At 63.7% G+C, this 24,836-nt stretch carries 20 protein-coding genes; 5 read left to right on the top strand and 15 right to left on the bottom strand.

Annotated elements, in window-relative coordinates; all coding sequences use genetic code 11:
* The first annotated feature begins 68 nt into the window (after window positions 1-68).
* Genes MesoLj_RS28980 through MesoLj_RS28970 form a run of 3 tightly spaced genes read left to right on the top strand, consistent with a single transcriptional unit; the run spans window position 69 to window position 2,677 of the window.
* Window positions 69-665, top strand: a complete 597-nt coding sequence (locus MesoLj_RS28980) for a dimethylamine monooxygenase subunit DmmA family protein (RefSeq protein WP_202323417.1) — start codon at window positions 69-71, stop codon at window positions 663-665.
* Complete coding sequence (locus tag MesoLj_RS28975) at window positions 662-1,627, top strand: PDR/VanB family oxidoreductase (protein ID WP_202323416.1); 966 nt, start codon at window positions 662-664, stop codon at window positions 1,625-1,627. Before MesoLj_RS28980 ends, MesoLj_RS28975 begins: the two co-directional genes overlap by 4 nt.
* A gap of 9 nt (window positions 1,628-1,636) precedes the next feature.
* A complete protein-coding gene (locus MesoLj_RS28970; RefSeq protein WP_202323415.1) occupies window positions 1,637-2,677 on the top strand; it encodes a heme-dependent oxidative N-demethylase family protein in 1,041 nt (346 codons plus the stop codon).
* Between the two features lie 45 nt (window positions 2,678-2,722).
* On the opposite strand, the gene MesoLj_RS28965 is transcribed toward MesoLj_RS28970, so the two are convergent.
* Window positions 2,723-3,442 (bottom strand): helix-turn-helix domain-containing protein, encoded by a 720-nt coding sequence (locus tag MesoLj_RS28965; protein WP_202323414.1) that lies wholly within the window; start codon window positions 3,440-3,442, stop codon window positions 2,723-2,725.
* 258 nt (window positions 3,443-3,700) lie between these two features.
* On the opposite strand from MesoLj_RS28965, the gene MesoLj_RS28960 reads away from it, so the two are divergent.
* The gene (locus MesoLj_RS28960; RefSeq protein ID WP_202323413.1) at window positions 3,701-5,059 is read left to right on the top strand and encodes an NAD(P)-binding domain-containing protein; all 1,359 of its coding nucleotides are present in this window, start codon (window positions 3,701-3,703) and stop codon (window positions 5,057-5,059) included.
* Between the two features lie 21 nt (window positions 5,060-5,080).
* Here the strand turns inward: MesoLj_RS28960 and MesoLj_RS28955 are convergent, their stop codons facing one another.
* The 7 genes from MesoLj_RS28955 to MesoLj_RS28925 form a co-directional block, all read right to left on the bottom strand.
* The gene (locus MesoLj_RS28955) at window positions 5,081-7,060 is read right to left on the bottom strand and encodes an ABC transporter permease (RefSeq protein ID WP_202323412.1); all 1,980 of its coding nucleotides are present in this window, start codon (window positions 7,058-7,060) and stop codon (window positions 5,081-5,083) included.
* Window positions 7,057-8,136: a quaternary amine ABC transporter ATP-binding protein gene (locus tag MesoLj_RS28950; RefSeq protein WP_202323411.1), complete on the bottom strand. Its 1,080-nt coding sequence runs from the start codon at window positions 8,134-8,136 to the stop codon at window positions 7,057-7,059. The genes MesoLj_RS28955 and MesoLj_RS28950 overlap by 4 nt, the downstream gene beginning before the upstream one ends.
* A 78-nt stretch (window positions 8,137-8,214) precedes the next feature.
* Window positions 8,215-9,189 carry an ABC transporter substrate-binding protein gene (locus tag MesoLj_RS28945; protein WP_140769103.1) on the bottom strand — a complete coding sequence of 325 codons (975 nt, stop codon included), beginning with the start codon at window positions 9,187-9,189 and terminating at the stop codon, window positions 8,215-8,217.
* 27 nt (window positions 9,190-9,216) lie between these two features.
* Window positions 9,217-9,372 carry a hypothetical protein gene (locus MesoLj_RS28940; protein ID WP_181179603.1) on the bottom strand — a complete coding sequence of 52 codons (156 nt, stop codon included), beginning with the start codon at window positions 9,370-9,372 and terminating at the stop codon, window positions 9,217-9,219.
* Between the two features lie 250 nt (window positions 9,373-9,622).
* Window positions 9,623-10,387, bottom strand: coding sequence for an SDR family oxidoreductase (locus MesoLj_RS28935; protein WP_140769102.1), 765 nt, complete (start codon window positions 10,385-10,387; stop codon window positions 9,623-9,625).
* A gap of 93 nt (window positions 10,388-10,480) precedes the next feature.
* Entirely contained in the window at window positions 10,481-11,350 is an 870-nt protein-coding gene (locus MesoLj_RS28930; RefSeq protein ID WP_140769100.1) for a DUF427 domain-containing protein, read from the bottom strand.
* Between the two features lie 171 nt (window positions 11,351-11,521).
* Window positions 11,522-13,177, bottom strand: a complete 1,656-nt coding sequence (locus MesoLj_RS28925; RefSeq protein WP_202323410.1) for an ABC transporter substrate-binding protein — start codon at window positions 13,175-13,177, stop codon at window positions 11,522-11,524.
* Between the two features lie 115 nt (window positions 13,178-13,292).
* On the opposite strand from MesoLj_RS28925, the gene MesoLj_RS28920 reads away from it, so the two are divergent.
* Window positions 13,293-14,195, top strand: a complete 903-nt coding sequence (locus MesoLj_RS28920; protein WP_202323409.1) for a LysR family transcriptional regulator — start codon at window positions 13,293-13,295, stop codon at window positions 14,193-14,195.
* A gap of 37 nt (window positions 14,196-14,232) precedes the next feature.
* Here the strand turns inward: MesoLj_RS28920 and MesoLj_RS28915 are convergent, their stop codons facing one another.
* From MesoLj_RS28915 to MesoLj_RS28885, 7 genes are all read right to left on the bottom strand, one after another.
* Window positions 14,233-16,275 carry a dipeptide ABC transporter ATP-binding protein gene (locus tag MesoLj_RS28915; RefSeq protein WP_202323408.1) on the bottom strand — a complete coding sequence of 681 codons (2,043 nt, stop codon included), beginning with the start codon at window positions 16,273-16,275 and terminating at the stop codon, window positions 14,233-14,235.
* Complete coding sequence (locus MesoLj_RS28910) at window positions 16,268-17,146, bottom strand: ABC transporter permease (protein WP_202323407.1); 879 nt, start codon at window positions 17,144-17,146, stop codon at window positions 16,268-16,270. Before MesoLj_RS28910 ends, MesoLj_RS28915 begins: the two co-directional genes overlap by 8 nt.
* The gene (locus tag MesoLj_RS28905) at window positions 17,143-18,033 is read right to left on the bottom strand and encodes an ABC transporter permease (protein WP_056565658.1); all 891 of its coding nucleotides are present in this window, start codon (window positions 18,031-18,033) and stop codon (window positions 17,143-17,145) included. The genes MesoLj_RS28910 and MesoLj_RS28905 overlap by 4 nt, the downstream gene beginning before the upstream one ends.
* Window positions 18,034-18,098: 65 nt before the next feature.
* Window positions 18,099-20,459 (bottom strand): molybdopterin guanine dinucleotide-containing S/N-oxide reductase, encoded by a 2,361-nt coding sequence (locus MesoLj_RS28900; RefSeq protein ID WP_202323406.1) that lies wholly within the window; start codon window positions 20,457-20,459, stop codon window positions 18,099-18,101.
* A 134-nt stretch (window positions 20,460-20,593) separates the two neighbouring features.
* Window positions 20,594-22,258: an ABC transporter substrate-binding protein gene (locus MesoLj_RS28895; protein WP_202323405.1), complete on the bottom strand. Its 1,665-nt coding sequence runs from the start codon at window positions 22,256-22,258 to the stop codon at window positions 20,594-20,596.
* A gap of 266 nt (window positions 22,259-22,524) precedes the next feature.
* Window positions 22,525-23,709: a mandelate racemase/muconate lactonizing enzyme family protein gene (locus MesoLj_RS28890; protein WP_202323404.1), complete on the bottom strand. Its 1,185-nt coding sequence runs from the start codon at window positions 23,707-23,709 to the stop codon at window positions 22,525-22,527.
* Window position 23,710: 1 nt separating this feature from the next.
* Window positions 23,711-24,814 carry a mandelate racemase/muconate lactonizing enzyme family protein gene (locus MesoLj_RS28885; protein ID WP_202323403.1) on the bottom strand — a complete coding sequence of 368 codons (1,104 nt, stop codon included), beginning with the start codon at window positions 24,812-24,814 and terminating at the stop codon, window positions 23,711-23,713.
* Window positions 24,815-24,836 lie beyond the last annotated feature (22 nt).

Raw genomic sequence — 24,836 nt, 5'->3', positions numbered from 1 at the left:
TGGGAACCGGTTTTCTCGGACAAACAGTTTCGTTTGTCCAAGATCATGCTCCAACTGATCTAGAGAGAATGGCAGCCAAGACGATCATCAGCCGGCCCATTTACGGAACCCTGTCTCCGCAGCCCGGCAAGCATCATCTTTTCATCGCCGATGCGGAAGGTGCGCTGGCGATCCTTGATATGGCAAAGACGGCTCCGCCCGGCTTCTTCGACGGCGCCGAGATCGTCTTCATCCCGGGACCCGACGGCAAGCACGTCGCCGTCCTCGAAGCGCTGAAGCCGGCGCAGTTTCATCAGGCACCGTCCTACGCCAGCCTGCTGCCACGGCTGAAGCAGACGCTGGCCAATGCCCATATGGGCCTGCGCCTATACCTCGCCGGCACCGAAGGGCTGATCGGCCAGGCCATGCAGGTCGCGCTCGAAGCCGGCATCGATCATACCTCCATGCAGACCGAGCATCGCGGTTCCCTGGCACGGCGCATGCAATGCGTGCACTGCAAAGGCATCACCGAAAACGTGACGACGCAGCCCGCCAACTGTTCGCATTGTGGGCTGCTGCTTCTGGTGCGCGATCATTATTCCAGGCGCCTCGCCGCTTTCCAGGGCGTGTGCATCAACGCCGAGGATCGCTCCGAGATTCCTCCGATGGAGGAGGCCTTCCCATGAGCACCGGCACCACCAAGCTCAATGTCGTGGTCAGCGACGTCGTTCCGGTCAACGAACTGGTCACCCGCTTCCATTTCCGCCGGCGCGACGGGCAGATGTTGCCGACCTTTTCCGGCGGCGCCCATGTCGTGGTCGAGATGCGCGACGGCGATCGCACCCGGCTCAATCCCTATTCGCTGATGGGCTCGCCGCTCGACACGCGCGAATACACGATCTCCGTGCGCCGCGACGATATCGGGCGCGGCGGCTCGCTGTTCATGCACCGGAGCGTCAAGCCGGGGCTGGAGATGGTAATCAGCTACCCGGTCAATCTGTTCTCGCTCGACCTGCGCGCAAAGAAACACCTGATGCTTGCCGGCGGCATCGGCATCACGCCCTTCATGGCGCAGACCGCGCAGCTGGCCGGAGAGGGCGGCAATTTCGAATTGCACTACACCTGCCGCACAGCCTCGCTCGGCACCTATGCCGATGTGCTGCGGGAGCGTTACGACAGGCGCATCAGGCTCTACCATGACGACCGTGACGAGCGCATCGACCTCGACCGGCTGCTATCGACGCAGCCGCTCGGCACGCATCTCTATGTCTGTGGCCCGGCCGGCATGATCAACTGGGTGCGCGACCGCGCGGCAAGCCTGGGCTGGCCGTCGGAGGCCGTGCATTTCGAGCATTTCGCGGCACCCCAGCCGGGACTGCCCTTCGACGTGACGCTGGCCGTCAGCGGCAAGACGATCCGCGTCGGCGAACAGCAGAGCCTGCTGGAGGCCATCGAGGCGGCCGGCGTGGATCCGCCCTATCTCTGCCGCGGCGGCGTCTGCGGCCAGTGCGAGACCAACGTCATCTCCTACGATGGCAAGTTCATCCACAACGACCACTGGCTGAGCGAGGAAGACCATCGCTCCGGCTGCAAGATCATGCCGTGCGTGTCGCGCTTCGAGGGCCGGTCGCTGGTGCTGGAGCGGTAGGAGGAAATCATGGGCATCACCTTTCGCAAGGAAACGTTCCGCGACGATTTCACCTTCAGGAACAGCCCGGAGCATATCAGGCGGTTCCCGTTCCCGTTCCATGAAGACGCCTACATGTATGCCGTCAACATCGAGCCGCATGTCGTCGGCCCGACGGGTAGCGTGCTCGAGAACCTGATCGACGTCGACGAGCACTATGTCGCGGAGATGCAGGATCGCGCACTGGTGCTGGCCGAGGATCCGCTGCGCTGCCAGTCGCTGCCGCACATGACGCTGGCCGGCTGGGACCTGCTTGAGCTTTTGATGGAGCAGCAGGCGCTCGGCTATCCCGAGCATTTCACGCTGACGCGCGACGGTGACCGCTGGCGCTGGATCAACCGGCCGCTCGGCATCGACGATACCTTCACCTTCGGCGACACCTCGACGCTGCCTTACGGGCCGATGGAGTACATCACCCGCCAGAGCCAGGGCGATTTCTGCATCCTCGACCAGCGCGACGGCAATCTGTGGATGGATGCCGGCATGGTCACCACCCAGGCCGACTGGTCGCTCGATTTCGACATCGGCATGAACTTCTTCGAATGGCACGCGCCGGTGCCGCTGGCGCATGAGAAGGGCATCTTCGTCAGGGCGCTGAAGTTCCTCACCAACATCCAGCAAGGCAAGCCGGCGCGTCGTCTCAACTGGACGATGACCATCAATCCGCGCCTCGACACCAGCCCGGAGAATTATCACAAATGGGGTCCGGACCGGACAACCGTGACGCCGGAGAATGTCGGCGACAAGGTGCATCTGCGCGTCGAGCTGCAAAGTTTTTGGCGCCTACCACGCTCCAACGGCATCGTCTTTCCGATCCGCTGCTACCTGATCAAGATGGACGAGTTGGTGACGCAGCCGAAATGGGCGCGGCGCCTCCACCGGGTGATCCGCGACCTGCCCGAGGAACTCGCCTCCTACAAGGGTCTGACGCGCTACAGGCCGACGTTGGTCGAATGGCTGTCGAAGCTGGATGACGGGAGTGCGACCAGCCCGGGGTTTGGGCCGGATTGAACTGCCCGCGAAGCTGCTAATCTCCCCCACAAGGGGGGAGATTAGCTAACCCGCGCTGTTCTGCGGGTAGCAAATAATCGACAGATACCGCATCGGCAGTTTCGTCAGCTGCTCCGGTCCGTGCGGCGCATCGGCGTCGAAGAACAGGCTGTCGCCGGGCTTCATCGGGTAGAGGTTGCTGCCGTGCCGGTAAACGACCTCGCCTTCCAGCATATAGAGGAACTCCATGCCTTCATGCTGGAAGGTCGGGAACACGTCGGAGTCCTCGGTCAGGGTGATCAGATAGGGCTCGACGACGACGCCGCTGGTGTTGGAGCCGATATGGCCGAGCAGATTGTACTGGTGACCGGCACGCGTGCCGCGGCGCTCGACATCAAGGCCTTCGCCGGCTTTGACGAAGACAGCACTTCGCTCTTCCTCGAAGCGACGGAAGAAGGCGGTGACGGGAACGCCGAGCGCCCGTGACAGCGCCTGCAAGGTGGTCAGCGACGGCGAGGTGATGCCGTTCTCGATCTTCGACAGCATACCCAGCGAAATGTCGGTGGCGACCGCCAGATCGGCGACGGTGATGCCGAGCTTCTTGCGGAACGCCCGCACCTCGCGGCCGATCGCGACCTCCAGCACTTTCTCGCGTGTGTCGCGGATGGCGTGCGGGTTCTGCGTCAGCGGCGCGCGGATGGTCTTTCCGTCCGCGGAGACCTTCGTCAACGGCTTGGCTTTTGCTGGACCAGAACCGGCCTTCGAATCGGAAATTGTCTTTGCCATCTCGCCCCCGCACCTCAGATTTATTTCACTCACGGTGAACACCTCAGGTGCCGATACATGAGCGCAACCTCGACGGCAAGCCATCTTGTGTCGCATGTGCCGGCTCGGCGATTGCAATCGCTGCAGGTTTTTCGCCAGGAATCCGTTGCGCGCAAATGCGGTTCCAGCAGATGTCTGTTGACAGCACGGAAGGGCCAATTACTGTCACTCCCAGTGAAATTTGTTTCGCTGGGGAAATCAAAAAAAGGAGGCCTGGAAATGAAAACTCGCGTTGCCGTCATCGGAGCCGGACCGTCCGGCCTGGCACAGCTCAGGGCCTTCAAGTCGGCTGCCGACAAGGGCGCCGAGATTCCCGAAATCGTCTGCTTCGAAAAGCAGTCCGACTGGGGCGGCCTGTGGAACTACACCTGGCGCACCGGCCTCGACGAACATGGCGATCCCGTGCACGGTTCGATGTACCGTTATCTCTGGTCGAACGGACCCAAGGAATGCCTGGAATTCGCCGACTATACATTCGAGGAGCATTTCGGCCGGCCGATCGGCTCCTACCCGCCGCGCGCCGTGCTGTGGGACTACATCAAGGGCCGGGTCGAGAAATCGGGGCTGCGCAAATGGGTGCGCTTCAACAGCCCGGTGCGCATGGTCACCTTCTCCGACGAGACCAGGAAATTCACCGTCACCGCGCATGACCGCACCAACGACGTCACCTATTCCGAAGAATTCGACAATGTCGTCGTCGCCTCCGGGCATTTCTCGGTGCCCAATGTGCCGTACTTCGAGGGTTTCTCGACCTTCAACGGCCGCATCCTGCACAGCCATGATTTCCGCGACGCGATGGAATTCAAGGGCAAGGATATCCTGATCATCGGCCGCTCCTATTCGGCCGAGGATATCGGCTCGCAATGCTACAAATACGGCGCCAAGTCGATCACCTCCAGCTACCGCTCCAAGCCGATGGGCTTCAAATGGCCGGAGAATTGGAAAGAGGTGCCGTTGCTGCAGAAAGTCGTCGGCAAGACCGCGCACTTCAAGGACGGCACATCAAAGGATGTCGACGCCATCATCCTGTGCACCGGTTATCTGCATTCCTTCCCCTTCCTCACCGACGACCTGAAGCTCAAGACCGCCAACCGCATGTGGCCGCTCGACCTCTATGAAGGCGTGGTGTGGGAGAAGAATCCGAAGCTGTCCTATATCGGCATGCAGGACCAGTTCTACACTTTCAACATGTTCGACGCGCAGGCCTGGTTCGCGCGGGATGTCATCATGGGCCGCATCAAGCTTCCCTCGGCCAAGGCGATGGCCGAACACAGTGCCAAGTGGCGGGCGCGGGAGGAGACGCTGGAGGACGCCGAGCAGATGATCTGGTTCCAGGGCGACTACACCAAGGAACTGATGGACCAGACCGACTATCCCGGCTTCGATGTCGAGGCGGTCAACCAGACCTTCATGGAATGGGAACACCACAAGGTGGAAGACATCATGAGCTTCCGTGATCACGCCTATCGCTCGCTGATGACCGGCACCATGGCGCCGCTGCATCATACGCCGTGGCTGCAGGCGCTGGACGATTCCATGGAGAGCTATCTCGAGGTGAAGGGCGTCGCGGCGGAGTAGGCCGCGGCGCATCGTCCTGCCCTATCCCAGCCTTGCCCGCGCTTTCGCCGTCCAGGCGTTGAACAGCCGGTCGGCGACGATGCCGATGAAGGCTATTGCGAGGCCCGCGACAATGCCACGGCCGGAATCGGCCTTGGACAGCGCGATGAACACCTCCTGGCCGAGATCGCGTGTGCCGACCATGGCGCAGATGATGATCATCGCCAGCGCCATCAGGATGGTCTGGTTGACGCCGAGCATGATCTCCGGCAGCGCCAGCGGCAATTGCACGCGAAAGAAGGTCTGGCGCGGCGTGCAGCCCGACACCTTGGCCGCCTCGATCAATGCCGGCGACACCTGCCTGATGCCGTGATTGGTGTAGCGGATGGCCGGCACCACGGCGAAGGCGATGGTTGCGATCATGGCGGTGACGTCGCCGACCCTGAACAACATCACCACCGGAATGATGAAGCAGAAGGACGGCAGCACCTGCAGCGTGTCGATGATAGGGGTGACGATTTTCTCGAAGCGGTCGCTGCGCGCCGCCATCAGCCCGATCGGGATGCCGATCAGGCAGGCGATGAAGGCCGAGATGCCGCAGAGATAGACAGTCGCCATGGTTTTTTCCCACAGCCCGGTGACGGCGCAGAAGGCGGTCAGTGCCGCGACCAGGGCGGCCAGGCGCGGGCCTGAGAGCTGATAGCCGGCGAGGCCGAGCAGGAACACCGCCCCAAGCCATGGAAAGCCTTCGCAGAAGGCACGCAGCGGGTTCAGCACGTTGAGGATCAGTGCCACACGAAAGGCTTCGATCGCATCGAAGAAGTTGATCGTCACCCAGTTCACCGCCGCCTTCCACAGCGGCGCGGTGGTGAAGGTGATGGCCTTCGGCACCGCCGCGAAAGCCGGCACGAACAGGCCGAGCAGCGTGGTGACGGCAAGGATGGCGATGGCCAGCGTCAGATTGGGGTAGCGCCGCCAGAAGCTCGGGTTCGCCGCCTGATGAACATAGCCCTTTGCCTGCTTGTGCGCGATGGCCTGGCTCAGCCGGTCGAGCGCGATGGCCAGCGCGACGATGGCGAGACCGGCTTCCATGGCTTCGCCGACCTTCAGCGCACGCAGCGCCAGAAGCACATCGTAGCCGAGACCGCCGGCGCCGATCATCGAGGCGATGATCACCATGTTCAGCGCCAGCATGATCACCTGGTTGACGCCGACCATCAGCGTCGGCCGCGCCGATGGCAGCAGCACCCGCCACAGTTTCTGCCGCGCCGTGCAGCCGGCCATGTCGCTGAATTCGCCGATCTCCAGCGGCACCCGCGTTAGGCCGAGCATCGTCGCCCGCACCATCGGCGGCGTGGCGAAAATGGCGGTGGCGATCATTGCCGACACCGGGCTGTTGCCGAACAGCAGCAGCATCGGGATGAGATAGGCGAAGGTCGGGATGGTCTGCATCAGGTCGAGGGCAGGGGAGACGATCAGCCTTTCCGCCCATGGCTTGCGCCAGGCCCAGATCCCGGCGAACAGGCCGGTGACGATGCAGAACGGCACGGCGATGGAGATCAGCGCCAGCGTCAGCATGGCGCTGGTCCATTGGCCGAACAGCGCGATGTAGAGGAAGCAGCCGCCGACCAGCAGGCTGAGTTTGCGACCGCCCACGGCATGGCCGGCGAGGAAGGCGACAGCACACACACCGACCCAGGACAGGCGTGGCAGCGTGAAGGCGTCCGCGCCGTGGCCGATCTTGAAGTTCTTGGCGAGCAGATTGAGCGCGAAGTCGAGCGGCACGCCCAGCACCGCGGTGATCGAGCGGGTCAACCACGACAGGTTCGACTTGATCCAGCCCATCAGCGCGGAGACCCAGTCCGCGACGGGGACGACCGCGTTGGCCGGATAGTCGACAGCCCAGGGAACGCTGTCCTGCAGCAGGAACACCACCAGCACGGCCGCAAGTGCCGCCGCCCAGACCAGCAGCCACCGCTGAAGCGGTGGCCTCGGCTCGCTGGCGCTTGCCGTCACCGTCATGCGCCGGTTCTCGCATGTTCGATGCCGGCCAAAAGGTCGATCACCGCTTGCGGTGTGACTTCACCGATTGGCTTGCCGGTGCCGTTGACCACCGCGAACGGCCTGCCGGCGGAAACGATGCTGGCGGAAAAACTGGCGATCTTGGCCTCCGGCCCCACCGTCCCGCCATGCTCCGTGCCGTCGCAGGCGCGCATCAGGCTGCGCGCCGAGATCACCTTGGCGCGGTCGACGTCGCGGGTGAATTCGGCGACATAGTCGGTAGCCGGATTGACCACCAGTTCCTCCGGCGTGCCGGTCTGGATGACCTCGCCGTCCTTCATGATGGCGATACGGTCGGCGAGCCTGATCGCCTCGTCGAAATCATGGGTGATGAAGACGATGGTCTTGTGCAGCATGGTCTGCAGCCGCATCAACTCGTCCTGCATCTCGCGGCGGATCAGCGGATCGAGCGCGGAGAACGGCTCGTCGAGGAACCAGATCTCCGGTTTTGTCGCCAGGCTGCGGGCGATGCCGACACGCTGCTGCTGGCCGCCGGAAAGCTCGCGCGGATAGAAATGTTCGCGGCCACGCAGGCCGACGAGTTCGATGACCTCGCGGGCGCGCGCCTCGCGTGTCGACCGGTCCTGCCCCTGTATGCTGAGCGGAAAGGCGATGTTGTCCAGCACGTTGAGGTGGGGCAGCAGCGCGAAGTTCTGGAACACCATGCCCATGCGATGGCGCCTGAGTTCGATCAGCGCCGCGTCGGAAATCTTCAGCAGGTCCTTGCCTTCGAACTCGACCTTGCCGTGGCTCGGCTCGACCAGCCTCGACATGCAGCGCACCAGCGTCGATTTGCCGGAACCCGAGAGGCCCATGATGATGAAGATTTCGCCCTGGCGGATTTCGAGGTCGACGGCCCGCACCGCGCCGACCAGTCCGGCAGCCGTGACATCGGCCATGCTGGCCTTGCCGTCGTGCTCGCGGATGAAACTGGCCGCGTTCGCCCCGAACAGCTTCCACACATTGCGGCAGGCAAGTTTCACCGGGCGGTCATCCGTGCCCGGTCGAGCCGACCCCTGTTCAGTCCTGTCCGTCATCCAATCGTCCTTCTGGAACATCAAGATTTGAGACCCGACCGATCAGACAGCCGGGTCTCGCTTTTCCAGTCGAAACGATTACTGCGCCCAGGCTTTCCAGTCGGCTTCGTGCGCAGCGATCCAGGCGGCGGCGACGTCCTCCGGCGTCTTGCCGTCAAGGTCGATCTCGCCGCTCATCTTGTTGAGTTCGTCGGTGTCGATCGTATAGGCCTTGGCAACCTTGTAGGCGACCGGCCATTTGTCCTTCATGCCGTTCCAGGCATATTTCCAGATCTCGCCATGCGGCTTGCCGCAGTCATACTTGGCGTCGGGGTTCACGCCCCATTTCGGATCGTTGTAGCACTCGGGCGTGTATTCGGGGAATTGCACCCATTCGCCCTTGTATTTGGCCGGCGCCCAATGCGGCGAATAGATCCACAGCATGATCGGCGCCTTGCGCTGATAGGCTGAATCGAGTTCCGCGAACATCGCCGCGTCGGTGCCGGCGTGGATCACGGTGAAGGGCAGTTTCAGCGCCGCTACGCGCTCGTCGTCAAAGCCTTCCCAGGTCACCGGACCGCCGAGATAGCGACCCTTCGGTGCAGTCTCCGCCGTCGAGAAGGCCTCGGCGCATTTCGGGTCCTTCAGCGCTTCCCAGTTGGGCAGGCCCGGGCATTTCTCCTTCATGTATTCGGGAAACCACCACTCTTCCTTGGCTTTCGGTCCGAGCTTGCCGAGACGTTCGGTCTGGCCGGTCGCATCGGAGGCCTTCATGGCTTCGCCGGCGGTGGTGTCCCAGAATTCCAGGCCGACATCGAGGTCGCCATTGGTCAGGCCGGTGGTCAGGCTGGAGAGGTAGTCGGCGGTCGGGTATTCAACGGTATAGCCGAGCTTTTCCAGGATGCCGCCGAGGATCTTGGCGTTCAGGTTGACGCTGGTCCAGTCGAACAGCGCGATCTTGATCGGGTCGTTGGATTCCGGTGCGGCGGCCTGGGCGATCGGACTTATTGCGCTTGCCGCGGCAAGGGCCAGGGCTCCCATCGAGAGTTTCGAAATCACACTGCGAAATGGCATTGCTTGTTCTCCTTCAAGCTGTGACGGTTATCGGTCGTTCCCTTCTTGCGTCTTTTCTTGATTGTTCCCGAAAGGCTGGTCGTTGCGCAAGACCGTTGCCGCCACGTCGCGGCTGAAGCCGGCGCAGGCGAAATGATGCTGAATTTCGGTGACGGTGGAATATGCCGGGAAGGTCAGCGTCATGGCTGCCGATGCATCGCCACGACGGCGATCATCTGCGGATCAATTGCCAGTCTTGCGGCGCCCTGCAAGGTGCGAGCCATCAAGGTCCCATGATCTCGGCTACCGGCATGGCGAGCCCCGTCTCGCCAACCGTTTCATAAGATGAAATTATATATACCAACGTTCATCTCGCGCAACGACTAACGCTTCGCTGATGCACAATTTCAGACTGCAGGCGAAGGCGAGTCCGATACGCGGCCGTTGAATAGTTCTACCAGCAGACGTAGCCTCCATCGACGATCAGATCGAGGCCGGTGACGAAGCTCGACGCGCGGCTGGCCAGGAACACCGTCGGCCCGACCATTTCCTCCGGCGCGGCCATGCGCCCCATCGGCGTGTCGCGCTTGAAGATCTTGATCTCCTCAGCCACCTCCGGCCGCTTGTTCATCGGCGTCAGCGTGTAGCCGGGACTGACGACGTTGACGCGCAATCCGCGATCGGCCCACTCCATGGCGAGGCTCTTCGACATGTGGATGACGGCGGCTTTCGAGGAGTTGTAGTGCGCCTGCGTCAGCCCCCGGTTGACGATGGTGCCGGACATCGAGGCGATGTTGATGATCGAGCCTTTGCGGCGCGCCAGCATCTTGCGGGCTTGTGCCTGGCAGGACAGGAACACGCCGGCGACGTTGACCTCGTGCACCTTCTGCCATGTCTCCAGCGACAAGGTCTCGGACGGTTCCGAACCGGCGATGCCGGCATTGTTGACGGCGACGCTCAGCGCACCGAGTTCGGTCTCGACGCGATCGATTGCCGCCGCCAGATCGCTCTGCGAGGTGACCGTGCCGGTCAGCACCAAAGCCTTGCGCCCAAGTGCCGTGATCCGGTGCGCGGTTTCTTCCAGCCCGCCTTTCGATGCATGACCGAAACAGGCGACGTCGGCCCCTGCCTCAGCCAGTCCGATCGCGATTGCCTGGCCAATGCCGCTGCCGGCGCCGGTAACCAGCGCGACATCGCCGTCCAGCTTGAAAAGATCCATCGATAGCCCTCCCTGCCATAGGGAAGGTATGCGCGGAGCCGCCTTTCGATCAAGCGGTCGGCGCGCAAGCCGACAAGGGAGGGCGGGCGATGCCTAGAAATAGCCGCTCGAGGCAGCCGTGAATTCCTTCGGGATTTCGACGCCGTCGACCAGGATCTTGTCGACCAGTTCGTGGTGGAAGCAGACCAGGCCCTTGATGCGCTCGGCCTCGTGGACCGGCTCGGGATAGTACCAGACGAGGTTTTCGTGCCGCTTCTTGGGCGTCGTCACGTGATAGTAGTTGGAGATGCCCTTGTAGGGGCAGCGCGAAATGTACCGGCTGGGCGTAAGCATATCGAGCCGCGTGTCGGAGATCGGCAAGTAGTGGCGCACCGGGTGGCCGGTTTCGAACAGGAAGACGCCACGGCGTGAATCGGCGACCTGCTCGCCGTCGAGGATGACCTGCACCCGCCGCGACGACGGCAGGCAGTCGACCCGGCGGAACGGATCGCGGGCATGGACGAAAATCTCCTCGTCCTCCTCATACCAGTGCGTCATCTTGGGCCAATAGAAGGACATGTAGTCCGACAGGTCAGGCGATCCCTTGACCGGATCGAGATAGCGCCAGGCGGCATCCTCGACCAGCGTGATGCCGGTGTTCAGCGAATAATGCGTGGCGACGCCCTTGAACGGGCTCTCGGTCGTCGTCGTGCTGGGCAGCAGGAACTCCTCGCGCACATCGCTCATCGGGAAGTAATAGACCGGCAGATGGTCGGATTCGTAGAGCACCAGCGCCTTGGTCGTGTCGGCGACGATCATCGATCCCACCTGCACGCGCAGCCGCTTCTGCGTCGGCATGGTGAAAGCGACATAGCCGGGTTCCGACTCATACTGCACGATAGTGTCGAGCAGGGGGAAATGCGGTCCGCGACCGCGCAAATGAGGCTTGCGAATGGTAGTCTCCCGTTTCTTTTCTTTTGTCATCGAGCGTTGGCGCAAAGCGGGATGAACCTGGATTGAGCCATGGTGTCGGAGGGTTTCCGGGCGGCGGGTTTCTCTTGCATCGAGCGGCTCGAGCGATGGCCCCCATCGCTCTTTGCAACCTGCCAGGGCATAGCCTCACCGCCCGAAACGCAGAATTGTCCAATCCGGCCTCTATCCCAGCGATACGCGATCGAGCAGCAACCCGGCGGCGATCGGCGGCAGGCCGCTGACATTCTTGCGCACCGGCACCAGCAGATCCGGGAAATAGCTGAAGATCACCGGCGTCTCGTCGAGCAGCAGTTTCTGGATGTCGGATGCCGCCGCGCGCTGCGCACCGATGTCGAGCGCCTTGAGATAGCTCGTGACCATGCCGTCATAGGCCGGGCTCTTGAAATGCGCCGCGTTCCACGGGCCGTCGCTGACCAGCGGGCTCTTGAGGAACACGTTGGGCACGCTGCGGTGCGCGTAGTCGGTGATCCCGAGCGGGCTGTCCAGCCAGTCCGACTGGCCGAACACCGCCTTGCCGTAATATTTGTCCTGGTCCTCGATGTTGAGCGCGATGCGGGCACCGATCTCCTTGGCGAAGTTCTGGAACAGCTGCGCGTAGCCCGGAATGTCGGAATAGCGCAGCGTCGTCAGGGTCATGTCGAAGCCGCCGGCGAGGCCGGCCGCTTCGAGCAGTTGCTTGGCCTTGGCGATATCCTGGACGCGTTGCGGCACGGATTTGTCGGTGGCGGGAAAGGCCGGCGCGAACGGGCTGTCATTGCCTGTCGCCGCCATGCCGCGGCAGAGGCCGTCGACCAGCTTGGAACGGTCGATGCTGAGCGCCAGCGCCTGGCGCACGCGCTTGTCGGTGAACGGGCCGGTGTCGCAGCGCATGTGGAGCTGGCGGTGCGCGGTCGAGGCGACGCGCAGCACGGTGATGTCCGGGCTGTTGAGCACCACCTGGCTGACATCGAGCGGCACCGCGTCGAGGACATCGACTTCGCCGGCCTGCAGCGCAAGGATGCGCGGCTGCACGTCGCCGTAGAACTTGAATTCGAGCCGGTCGGGCAGCGCCTTCTCGCCCCAATAGTCCTCGTTGCGTACGAAGGTCGCGCCGACCTTCGGCGTGTAGCTCTCCAGCCGGAACGGGCCGGTGCCTTCAAAGGTCTTTTCGTAGTCGCCCTTGTAGCTCGCCGGCAGGATGACGGCGTTGTAATTGTCGATCGACACCGAATAGGGAAAGCTGCCGTTCGGTTGATCGAGATGGAAGGCGACGGTGTGGTCGTCGACCTTCTGCGTGCCGCCCTTCGACAGCAGGCCCTTGAACACCGAAAGCGCGTTCGAAGCACCGTTGGGATCGGCCAGCCGGTCGAAGGTCGCGACCACGTCGTCGGCCTTGAAGTCTTCGCCATTGTGAAATTTCACGCCCTTGCGCAGCTTGAAGGTCCAGACACTGCCATCCGCGTTCGGCGACCAGCTTTCCGCCAGCACCGGCTTCAAGGTGAGATCCGGTTGCGTGATGCAGAGAAATTCGGCGGTCTGGAAGACCAGCTGGTAGCTGCCGCTGTCATAATAGGTGACGGGATCGATGGCGCCGCCCGGCGTGGCGACGCCGGCGCGCACCGTGCCGCCCGGTTTGCCCTCGGCGCGGGCCTTTTGCGTGCCGAGGCCGGCAGCGGCGACAAGGCTGCCCAGGAATGGCAGGGAAAGGCCGAGAACGCTGCCATGGCGCAGGAAATCGCGGCGGTCGAGCCTGCCGGCCAGCAATTCGTCGACGGCGGAATTTTCGATTGCCGTCAGATTTTTGCGGGCGGCGTCGATTGTCACGAAAGGCCTTGGCATGGCTGCATTCCTCGCTTGCCCTCGGGGGATCGGCCATTTAGGTCATTGTTGACCGCGACCGGAAAGCGATATTTTTTGATAGGGGTCATCGAAATTTTCGATGCGAGGTGTGGCCATGGATACCGAGAACCTGCGTAGTTTCCTGGAAGTCGCCGAACATGGCAGCTTCACCGTCGCGGCCAGCCGGCTCAACCTTGCGCAGTCCACCGTCAGCGCGCGGATCAGGGGGCTGGAGGAGCAGTTGGGGCGCCGGCTTTTCGTGCGCGACCGCGATGGCGTCACGCTGACGCCGGCCGGCCGGCAGTTCCTGCCGCACGCCTCTTCCATCACCCGCACCTGGGAGCAATCGAGGCAGGATATCGCTGTTCCCGATGGCTATGACAGCCTGCTGCGGCTGACAGCACCCGCCTATCTGTGGGAGCGCATCACTTCGCCATGGGTGGAGTGGATGCGCGCCAGGCGGCCGAATGTGGCGCTGCGGCTCGAAGGCAGTTTTCCGGATCTGGCGATCGACCAACTGGCGGAAGGCCTGCTCGACATCTGCATCCTCTATTTGCCGCGCCCGCATCCCGGCATCGTCTATGAGACGCTTGCCGTCGATCAGGTCGTGCTTGTCCAGCACGCCGCGCGGACGAAGCCATGGACCGAAAACTACATACTGATGGATTGGGGGCTCGAATTCCGCATCGAGCATGACCGCGCCTTTGCCGGTATGGTCAAGCCGGCCATTTCAGCCGGGCTGGTCTTCATCGGCCTTCAGCACGTGCTGTCGCAGCAGGCGGCGGCCTATCTGCCGCTCAGCGCCGTCAGCGGCCATGTCGAACGCGGGGAAATGCGGCGCATCGACAACGCGCCGGTGTTCCAGCGGCCGATCTACCTTGCCTATCCTTCCAACCCGGTTTCGTCTGATGTGCTGGATGTCGCACTGACGGGTTTGCGTGCGTTGGCCAAGGATTGGGCCAAAGGCCAGGGCTTTTCGGAAGGTGACCGTTCGCTCGGCATGGCCGGCCAGGTGTAGCCGGCCGGCCCATGCGGTCATCTGCTGCGATGTCACGCTACGCCGGTTCGGCCACGAGCCCCTTCTGCAGCCTTGCCAGCTCCGCATAGGGGATATGGCAGCGGATGGAATGTCCGGGCTGTGCCTCGGCCAGTGGCGGCTCCTGCTGCTCGCAGATCGGGCCGATCTTGCGCGGGCAGCGCGTGTGGAACACACATCCCGAGGGCGGGTTGGTGGCGCTTGGGATCTCGCCGTCGAGCCGGATGCGTGCCGTCTCGGTCTGGTCAAGCTTGGGCACGGCCGACAGCAGCGCTTCCGTATAGGGGTGATGCGGCCCTGAGAAGACTTCCTCCGATGGCCCGATCTCCATGATGCGTCCGAGATAGAGCACGGCGATCTTGTCGGAGAGGTAGCGCACCACACCAAGGTCGTGTGAGATGAAGATGTAGCTGACGTCCTCCTTGGCCTGCAAATCGGCGAGCAGGTTGAGGATCGCCGCCTGGACGGAGACGTCGAGCGCGGAGGTCGGCTCGTCGCAGACCACGATGCGCGGATCGCCGGCGAAAGCACGCGCAATGGCGACGCGCTGCTTCAGCCCGCCTGAGAGCTGGCGCGGCTTGACGGCCAGATGCCGATCGGTGAGGCGTACCGAGCGGACCAGGTCGTCAAGGCGTGTCTCTTGCGCCTTGCCTGAGAGGCCGGCCAGCCGCTTCAAGGCGCGGCTAAGGATATGGCGGATCGAATGCGAGCGGTTGAGCGCCGAGTCCGGGTTCTGGAAGACGATCTGCATCGCCTTGACCTGGTCGTCGCCACGGTTCTCCAGCTTCGGCGCCAGCGCCTTGCCCTCGAGCTCGATGCTGCCGCCTTCGTCAGGCGGTACAAGGCCGAGCAGCAGCCTGGCGAAGGTGGTCTTGCCGCTGCCGGATTCGCCGACCAGCCCCAGCGTCTCGCCGGGCCGTAGATCGAGCGAGACATCCTTCACGGCGCGCAAGGGATGACCGTGGCTGGCATAAGTCTTGTTCAGCCCGGCGACGCGCAGCACCGGTGCGGTTGCCGGCTTGGGCGCTGCCGCCACATCGCTTGGTGTGGCGCGTGGCAAAGCTTGCGCCTTGTCGTGATGGAAGCAGCGCGACAGGCGCTTGCCTCGCTCGTCGCTCAAATCATAAAGCGGCGGCAATTCGGTGCGGCAGCGGTCGTCCGCCAAGGCACAGCGGTCGGCGAAGGCACAGCCCTTGATGTCCGCGCCGATGCCCGGCAGGAAGCCCGGAATGGTGTCGAGCCGCCCCTGGTCCTTGCGCTGGCCGCCGCGCGGCAGGCAGCGCAGGAGTGCTACCGTATAGGGATGGCGCGGATCGTTGAAGACGACATCGGTCGGTCCTTCCTCGACCAGCATGCCGGCATAGAGCACGCCGACCCGGTCGCACATGTTGGACACGACGGCGAGGTTGTGGCTGATGAACAGGATCGAGGCCGACAGCTCCTGCCTGAGCTGCGCGATGAGGTCGAGCACCTCGGCCTCGACCGTCGCATCGAGGCCGGTGGTCGGTTCGTCGAGGATCAGCATCGAGGGATCGTTGGCCAGCGCCATGGCGATTGCCACGCGCTGTTGCATGCCGCCGGAGAGCTGGTGCGGATAGCGCTGCATGACACTCGGCGGATCGGAGATGCGCACCCGGTTCAGCATGGCGATGGCGCGATCGGTGGCCGCCTGGCCCGTTATGCCGCCAAGCTCGAAGATCTCGGTCAACTGACGGCCGATGCGGATCGACGGGTTCAGCGCCTTGCCGGGATCCTGATAGACCATGGAGACGCTTTCGGCCCGCGCGCGCCGCAAGGCCTCGGCATCGAGCTTCATCACGTCCTGGCCGTCGAGCGAAATCGCGCCGCCCGATATCGAGCCGTTTCTTGGCAGATAGCGCACGACGGTGAGCGCGACGGTGGATTTGCCGCAGCCGGATTCGCCGACCAGCCCGTAGGCCTCGCCTTGCCCGATGTTGAGGCTGAGATTGCGCAGCACGGCGCGGTTGCGCCCCGCCACCCGGTAGGCGACCGACAGATCGGTGAGTTTGAGCGCGTTTTGCGCTTTCGCGGAGTTAGTCATTGAGCGCTCCATGAACGCCGTCGGCCACAAGGTTGACACCGATCACCAGCGAGGCGATGGCGAGTGCATCGAACAGCACCGTCCACCAGAAGCCGCCGCCGATCATGCCGTAATTGCTGGAGATCGACAGCCCCCAGTCGGGTGAGGGCGGCTGGATGCCGAAACCCATGAAGGAGAGTGTCGCGACCGCGAAGATGGCGTAGCCCAGCCGCACGGTGGTCTCGACCAGGATCGGCGGGATGACGTTGGGCAGGATCTCGACGAACATCGTGTGGAAGGCGCTCTCGTGCCTCAGCTGCGCGGCGGCGACGTAATCGAGTTCGCGCTCGGCCAGCACCGCCGAGCGCACGGTGCGGGCGATGATCGGTGCGAAGCTCAGGCCAATGACGACGATGACGGTGGCCTTGGAGGTGCCGAGCGCGACGATGGCCAGCAGCGCGACAATGACCACGGGGATGGCCATGAAGGCTTCCAGGATGCGGCTGACGACATCGTCGACAATGCCGCGGAAATAACCGGTGAGCAGGCCGAGTGCCGTGCCGGCAACCGTCGCCAGCAAGGTCGCCAGTGGCGCGACGGTGAGGATGTCGCGCGAGCCGACAATGACGCGCGAGAAGACGTCGCGGCCGATCTGGTCGGTGCCGAACCAATGTTCGGACGAAGGCGGCGCCAGCGCGTTGATGATGTCGTCGGCAAGCGGGTCGTAGGGTGCGAAGTGCTCGCCGAACAGCGCACAGGCAACCCAGAACAGCACGATGAAAAGGCCGACAAGGAAGGTCCGCGAGCGCATGAGCGAGAAGAAGACTTCCGCGAGGGGACTGCGCCTGCGGGTGCCGTCTTGTGGGGGAGAGGTGGTCTGCACGGCGCTCATTGGTCTGACCCCAGCCGGATGCGTGGATTGAGCACGGAATAGAGGAAGTCGGCGATCAATGTCGCTACGGCATAGACGATGCCGATGGTCAGGATGCCCGATTCCAGCATCGGAAAGTCCTTGCCGCGCGCGGCGGTGAAGATCAGCGAACCGATGCCCTGGTAACGGAACAGCGTCTCGATCACCACCAGGCCGCCGATGAGATAGCCGGTCTGGGTGGCGATGACGGTGATGGTCGGCAGCAAGGCATTGCGCAGCACATGGCGCCAGATCACCGTGCGCCAGGGCAGGCCCTTGAGCACCGCCGTTCTTGTATAGTCGGAATCGAGCGCCTCGATCATGCCGGAACGCGCCATGCGCGCGATATAGCCGAACAGCACCAGGAACAGCGGCAGCGACGGCAGGATCAGGTAGTAGAGCTGCGTGAAGAAGCCGGCATCCTTGGGCCATGCCGCCGAGATCGGCAGCCAGCGCAGCCACACGCCGAAGATCAGGATCAGGATGATGCCGGTGACGAACTCCGGCAGCACGGTCACCGACAGGCCGCCAAGGCTGATGATACGGTCGAGCGGGCGGTTGAGGTTGAGCGCGGCCACGACGCCGCCAAGAATGCCGATCGGCACCACCAGCACGAAGGCGACCGCCGCCAGCTTCATCGAATTGCCCAAGGCATCGATGACGAACGGCGCCACCGGCGAGCGGAAGATGTAGGACGTGCCCATGTCGCCGCGGACAAAATTCCAGATCCAGGTCGCATATTGGGTGAGCAGCGGGCGATCGACGCCCAGCGTATGATTGAGAGCGTCGACCGCGCGCTGGTCGGCAAACGGTCCAAGGATCGCACGCCCGACATTGCCGGGCAGCACCTGGCCGCCCAGGAACACCATGATGCTGAGCAGGAACAGCGTCACAAGCGACAGGGAAACACGCCGGGCAAAGAAGGAAAGAATGGCTAAGCCTCCTTGTGATGGGGCTGCGGTCCGGCCAGGCCGGGCACATCGGCTAAATGCACTGTGGCAGGCGGATCGAAGGCTGTCACCGGGGGGACGGCTCCGTCAAATCGAGATACCTCGACCAGCGTCGAATTGCAGGTCGGTGATTGGGCAAGGCGCGACGTCCCCCGGTCGGGCGTCAGCACGTTCGGATTGCCATGCTTTTCCAGACTGTGCGGCTGTCCCGGCGTGGAGGGGTCAAACCATGCACCGGTTGGCAACTGGACGACGCCGGGGATCAGGCCATCCGTCAGCACGGCGCCTGCCAGGCACGCTCCGCGATCGTTGAAGACGCGCACGACAGCTCCGTCCACGATACCGCGCGCTGCGGCATCCGCCCGGTTGATCCATAGCGGCGCGCGGTCCGACACCTTGCCTGCCCGGCTGACCGAGCCGTGATCGTACTGGCTATGCAGCTTGTCGGCGGGCTGCGGTGACAGGAGATGCAGCGGGAACCGGCTGGCAAGCTCGCTGCCCAGCCATTCCCTGGGCTCGCGCCACACGGCATGACCGGGACAGTCGTCATAGCCGAAGGAGTCGATCGTCTGCGAGAACAGCTCTATGCGGCCCGATGGCGTCGCCAGCCGATGGCGCTCCGGATCGGCGCGGAAGGAACCGAGCAGAGTCTGCGACGTCACCTGCCGGGCAAGGTCGGCGTGGCCGTCATGCCAGAAACGGTCGAAGGGAGGCATCCCGACGCCGGCCGCGTTGGCATTGTCCCTGGCCTGCTCGTAAAGCAACCGGATCCAGTCGCTGGCTGCACGCCCTTCTGTGAAGGCCTCGGCGGTACCGAGCCGCGCCGACAGGTCGGCAAAGATCCGATAATCGTCGCGCGCCTCCCCAACCGGGTCGATCGCTTGCTTCATGGCGACGACGAGGTTTTCCCGGTTCGAGAAGGCGAGGTCGTTTCGCTCCAGCGGCGTGGTGACCGGCAGCACGATGTCGGCATGGCGCGCCGTCGCCGTCCAGAAGGGCTCGTTGACGATGATCGTTTCAGGCCGCCGCCAAGCCTCGACCAGCCGGTTCAGGTCCTGGTGATGATGGAACGGATTGCCGCCGGCCCAGTAGACCAGCCTTATGTCGGGATAGGCCATCGCGGCGCCATTGAATTCGAAGGAACCGCCCGGGTTGAGCAGCATGTCGGCCATCCGCGCGACCGGGATGAAGTCCGTAACCTGGTTCCTGCCTTGCGGCACGGATGGCCACCGGAATCCCATCTCCGGTCTTCCGGCGCCATTTGTCGATGAATAGCCGAAGCCAAGGCCGCCGCCCGGCAGTCCGATCTGGCCGAGCAGCGCGGCAAGCGTGATCGCCGTCCAGTATGGCTGCTCGCCATGATCGGCGCGCTGTAGCGACCAGCTCACCATCAACATCGTGCGCTTGGCGGCCATTTCCCTGGCCAGGGCGACGATCCTGTTCTGCGCCACGCCGCTCAGGGCGGCAGCCCATGCCGGACTTTTCGGTTGGCCGTCGGTTTCTCCCAGGACGTAGGCCTGCACAGCCTCGAAGCCGGTGCAGTAGCGCGCCAGGAATGCCTCGTCATGACGATGCTCGCTGAGGAGGACATGGCACAAGGCCAGCATCAAGGCGGTGTCACTGTTCGGTCGCAGCGCCAGCCATTCGGTCTCGACGCCGCGCGGTGCGTCATCGCGCACGGGCGAGACATTGACCAGCCGGGCGCCGTTGGCAACAGCATTGCGCAAGGCCGCGGCGGCTTCGTGACGGGCCGCGCCGCCGCCCTGTATCTGCGCATTGCGCCAGGGCAGACCGCCAAAAGCGATGATCAGTTCGCTATGCCGTTCGATCCCGTCCCAGGTGGAATGATTGCCCGTCAGGCCATCGGTCCCGCCAAGCACATGCGGCAGGATGATCTCGGCCGCGCCGTAGGAATAGCTGAGCACCGAACTCGTATAGCCGCCGATCGTGTTGAGGAAGCGGTGGACCTGGCTCTGGGCATGGTGGAACCGTCCCGCGCTCGCCCAGCCATAGGAGCCGGCATAGATGGCGCTGTTGCCATGCGCGACGCGAACACGGTTCAGTTCGGACGCAACGATGTCCAGCGCTGTTTCCCAGGAGACTTCGACAAAAGCCTCGCTGCCGCGTCCGTCCTTGCCGCCGGACCTGTTCCCCTCCAGCCAGCCGCGCCGGATGGCGGGACGGGAGACACGCAGGTCGCCCTGCACGGTGCCGAGCATGGACTTGCCGATCGGCGATGGATCGGGGTCGCCGCTCCATGGCTCGATGCCGACGAGCCTGCCGTTCTCGGCACGGATTTCGTAGGTCCCCCAATGCATGGTGGTGAGCAGGGTCTCGGACTCCATGGGCAATGATCGATCGTCCCGCAACGCGAGGCTCCGCGTCAGGCCGGCGCGCAGCGCCTTGCCTCGGCCTGGCAGCGAAAGCGCCAGCCCCCACTGGGGGCTGGCGGTCGCGGGATGGGCTTGTCTGCCTCCGCTTAGGCCTTCGACGCCTTTTCGAGGAACAGCTGCGACATGGCGGTCGGCTGCACGCCGGCCACGCCTTTCGCCGTCGCCGTCAGGTAGTCGTAGAAATAGCCGAAGATAACGGGCGTTTCCTCGAGCAGCAGCTTCTGGATCTTGCCGGCGTCGGCCTTTTGCGCCTCGAGATCAAGCGCCGCGATGTAGCTGGTCGCCAGCGCGTCGTAGTCCTTGTTCTTGAAGTGCGCCGCGTTCCAGGTGCCATCGCTCTTCAGCGGGGCAGCGAGATAGACATTCGGCACGCCGCGGTGGCCATAGTCGGTAATGCCCATCACAGAATCCAGCCAGTTCGATTTGCCGAACACCGCGTCGCCGTAATAGGCGCTCTGGTCGAGGATGTTGAGCTCGAGCTCGATGCCGATCTCCTTGACCCAGTTCTGGATGAGCTGGGCATATTCGGGGATTTCGAGGTAGCGCTCGGTGGTCAGCGTGATCTTGAAGCCCTTGCCGACGCCCGCCGCTTCCATCAGCTGCTTGGCCTGCGCGATGTCCTGCTTGCGCTGCGGCACGCCGGTATCGGTCGACGGGTAGACCGCTGCGAACGGGCTGTCATTGCCCGCCACGGCGCGACCCTTCATCAGGCCGGCGACCAGCTTGTCGCGATCCATGCTGAGCGCGATGGCGCGGCGCACGCGCGCGTCCTTCAACGGACCGTCGTCGCAGCGCAGGTGCAACTGCTGATGCGCCGAGGACTTCAGGCTGATGATGTCGACGCTCGGATCGCTGAGCAGAGCGACGCCGGCCAGGACCGGCATCTGGTTGATGATGTCGACCTGGCCGCCTTGCAGGGCCAGGATCATCGGCTGCACATCGGTGAAGAAGGTGAATTCCGTGCGATCGGGCAGGGCCTTCTCGCCCCAATAATTCTCGTTGCGAACGAAGGATGCGCCGACTTTCGGCGTGTACTTCTCGACCTTGAACGGCCCGGTGCCGTCGAAGCTCTTCTCGTAGTCGCCCTTGTAGCTCGCCGGGATGATGACGGCGTTGTAATTGTCCGATGACAGCATGTAGGGGAAGTTGCCGTTCGGCGCGTCGAGGTGGAATTCCACCGTGTAGTCGTCGACCTTCTTGCTGGCGCCTTTCGACAGGATGCCGGTGAACACCGACAGTGCGTTGGACGAGTTTGCCGGGTCGGCAAGGCGGTCGATGCTGGCCACCACGTCCTCGGCTTTCATCTCGCCGCCCGAATGGAATTTCACGCCCTTGCGCAGCTTGAAGGTCCACACTGAGCCGTTGTCGTTCGGCTTCCAGCTTTCGGCCAGCGCCGGCTTGAGCACGAGGTCAGGGCCATCGACGCAGAGGAACTCGGCAACCTGCTGCATGACCAGCAGGCCGCCGGCGTCGGCGATGGTGACCGGGTCGATGGCTGCCGCCGGCACGCTGCTGGCGACGCGGATGGTGGCGCCGGGCGCGCCTTGGGCGCGGGCGAGCGACGGCATGCCACTGAAGCCGGCGGCCGTGGTGATGCCGCCCAGGAGCGGCAGCGACAGGCCGAGCAGGCTGCCGTGGCGGATGAAGTCGCGACGGCTGACGCGGCCGTCGACCAGACCGTCGATAAGGTGATTTTCGAGCGGCGAGCGGTTGCGCCGGATCAGGTCGAGAATGCGGTAGTTCTTGCTCATGGGTTTAACCCTTTCCCCTTGTTTCTTATGGCTGAAGAATGCACTTGCGGTTGACGAAATTCCGTGGAGTTCTCCTGTCCCGGCCATCAACGAAGTCGGTCGACCGGGACTGTAGCATGCTGTCTTTTCTGGTCCATCCGATCCTTGCGGCGCAGGGGGCAGATTTTCTTGAGGCAAATGCTTCCACCCGTCAGGTGCTGCCTTGGCGATGCAAATCGCTGCGGCGGACCCTTGTTGTCGGCTAGTCTCCTTTCCTTCTCTGTCTCCTAGTTCAGCGGCAGGCGGCGGTATGTTCCGGGCTTTGCCGGGTCGTGATATTTGTTGCACGGGCCGTTCTCGGTGAAGTCGCGATGGCAGGCCGCGAGGTTTTTCCGCGACAAGGTAACGCCGAGACCGGGGCCTTCCGGCACGCGCACGACATTGTTCCTCGGCGAAAACGGCCCTTCTTCGGTGATGTCCATCGGCTGCATGCGAAACAGCGACTGGTTCGGCTCCCGGATCCAGCCGAGCGCCGCGCACAGATGCAGATAGGCCGCGCTGCCGATGCCGCTGTCGCCGCTGTAGCACCAGAAATCGACGCCGGCATGTTCGCAGGCGCCGACGAAGCGCAGCAGGCGGCCGATGCCGCCATGCGCCGTCGGATTGCCGACGAAGGCGTCGGGAACCTTGAGATCCACGGCGCGCGCGATATCGATGTTGTGGGTCGAGAACGGGATCGAGCAATGCTGCCGCAACTGCCGCATCTCCTCCATCGTCGCCACCGGATCCTCCCAGTTACGCACCCCGAGGTCTTCGAGCGGCTGCGCCAGCCGCCGCGCGGTGGCCAGCGAATAGGCCTGGTTGGAATCGATGCGGATCATCGCCTCGTCGCCGAGTTTTTCGCGGATCAGCTCGACCATTCTCAGCGAGACTTTCGGGTCCTCGGTCGAGAATTTGCCTTCGAAGAAGGTCGTGCCGTGCGTCTCGTTGAGTTCGACGCAATAGTCGGCGACTTCTTCAGGCGTCGTCTCGCCCTTCACCTTGGGCCCGTCGCCGCGCAGCGAAAAATAGTCGGTGAACGGAATGTCCTTGCGCACCGCGCCGCCGAGCAGCTGGTAGAGCGGCTGCTTCCACGCCTTGCCGCGCAGATCCCACAACGCCATCTCGATGGCGCCGAAGGCCATGATGCGGGTGCGATCGTTGATCGACTGCACACCGGTCCAATAGGGCAGGCAGACATATTCGGCGCCGGCGATGTCGAAGGCATCGCGGCCGACCAGGCGCTCGGCCAGAACATCGTTGATGATCGCGGCTGCCGCCGGCGTCGGCGCTTCGCCGAGGCCGATCAGCCCATCCTCGGTCTCGACCTCGACAATGGTCTGCGAAAAGCCGTCGAGCTCGCCAAAGACCCAGCCATAGGGCGCTTCGAGGCGAAGATTGATCGGCGTGGCCTTGATGCTGCGGATTTTCATCTCAGCCGATCTCGAAGAAAGGCTTGCCGAGCAGGCTCGGGTCCACGTCGATGCCGAGGCCAGGCCCATCCGGAATGCCCATATGGCTGCCGGTGACCGGCGGGGCGTTGAAGGCCGTGCGCACCGTCACCCATTCATGGAAGGCAATGGCATGCAATCGCCGCTCTTGCGGTGTAGACAGCGACAGATGTGCCATCGCCGCCGTGTCGATCTCGGCGCCGCCTGTGTCCTCGACCGTGATCATGAAACCGAGGTCGACGGCAACGTCGCGGATCTGCCGGGCCCTGGTCACGCCGCCCAGCCGCGAGATCTTCAGCGTCAACCCGTCGGCCGCGCCCAGGCGGTGGATCTCCAGCATCTCTTCCAGCGACGTAACGGATTCGTCGAGCACCATCGGCTTGTCCAGCATGCGGCGCACCGACATGTTCTCCTCGATCGTCGTGCAGGGCTGCTCGAACGTGTAGTCTATGCCACGCGTGGCATCGGCGAACTGCCGTGCCTGATAGGGTGTCCAGCCGGCATTGGCGTCGCAGAAAATCACCGTACCTTTCGGCACGGCAGAGGCGACCGTCGTTACCCGCTCGATGTCGTCGTGCACATTGCCGCCGACCTTGACCTGCAGACGGCGACAGCCCTCGGCGATGATCCTTTTTGCCAGTTCCGCCATCTGGTCGAGCGTGCCGTGGGTGACGACCCGGTAGGTCTCCGCCATATCGCTCTCGCGGCCGCCGAGCATGGTCACCAGGGGCACGTCGGCGGCGCGTGCGGCTAGGTCCCAGCAGGCCATGTCGAGCGCCGATTTAATGTAGGGATGGCCTTTGAATACCGTGTCCATCAGCCGGCCGATGCTGGCCAGCCCGCGCGGATCCTGGCCGATGAGATGCGGCGCGATCTCCGGCACGCCAGCGCGTGTCCCTGCCGGAAACGCGGCCGAATAGAAATTGCCGAGCGGCGCCATCTCGCCCCAGCCGGTCACGCCGCTATCGGAAGTGATGGCGACGATGACCGCATCGAAGCAGTCGGCGACCCGCCCCTTTGACATGCGGTAGGGGCCGTCCACGAAGGGCTGAACGACATGGTAGGCCTTGATGGATTTGATCTGCACTATTGTCTGTCCGTTGTCAGTG

It is taken from the genome of Mesorhizobium sp. 113-3-9, from assembly GCF_016756515.1.
GTDB lineage: Bacteria > Pseudomonadota > Alphaproteobacteria > Rhizobiales > Rhizobiaceae > Mesorhizobium.
The sequence above is the reverse complement of the archived record's forward strand: the minus strand, read 5'-3'. Positions and strand labels throughout refer to the sequence as shown.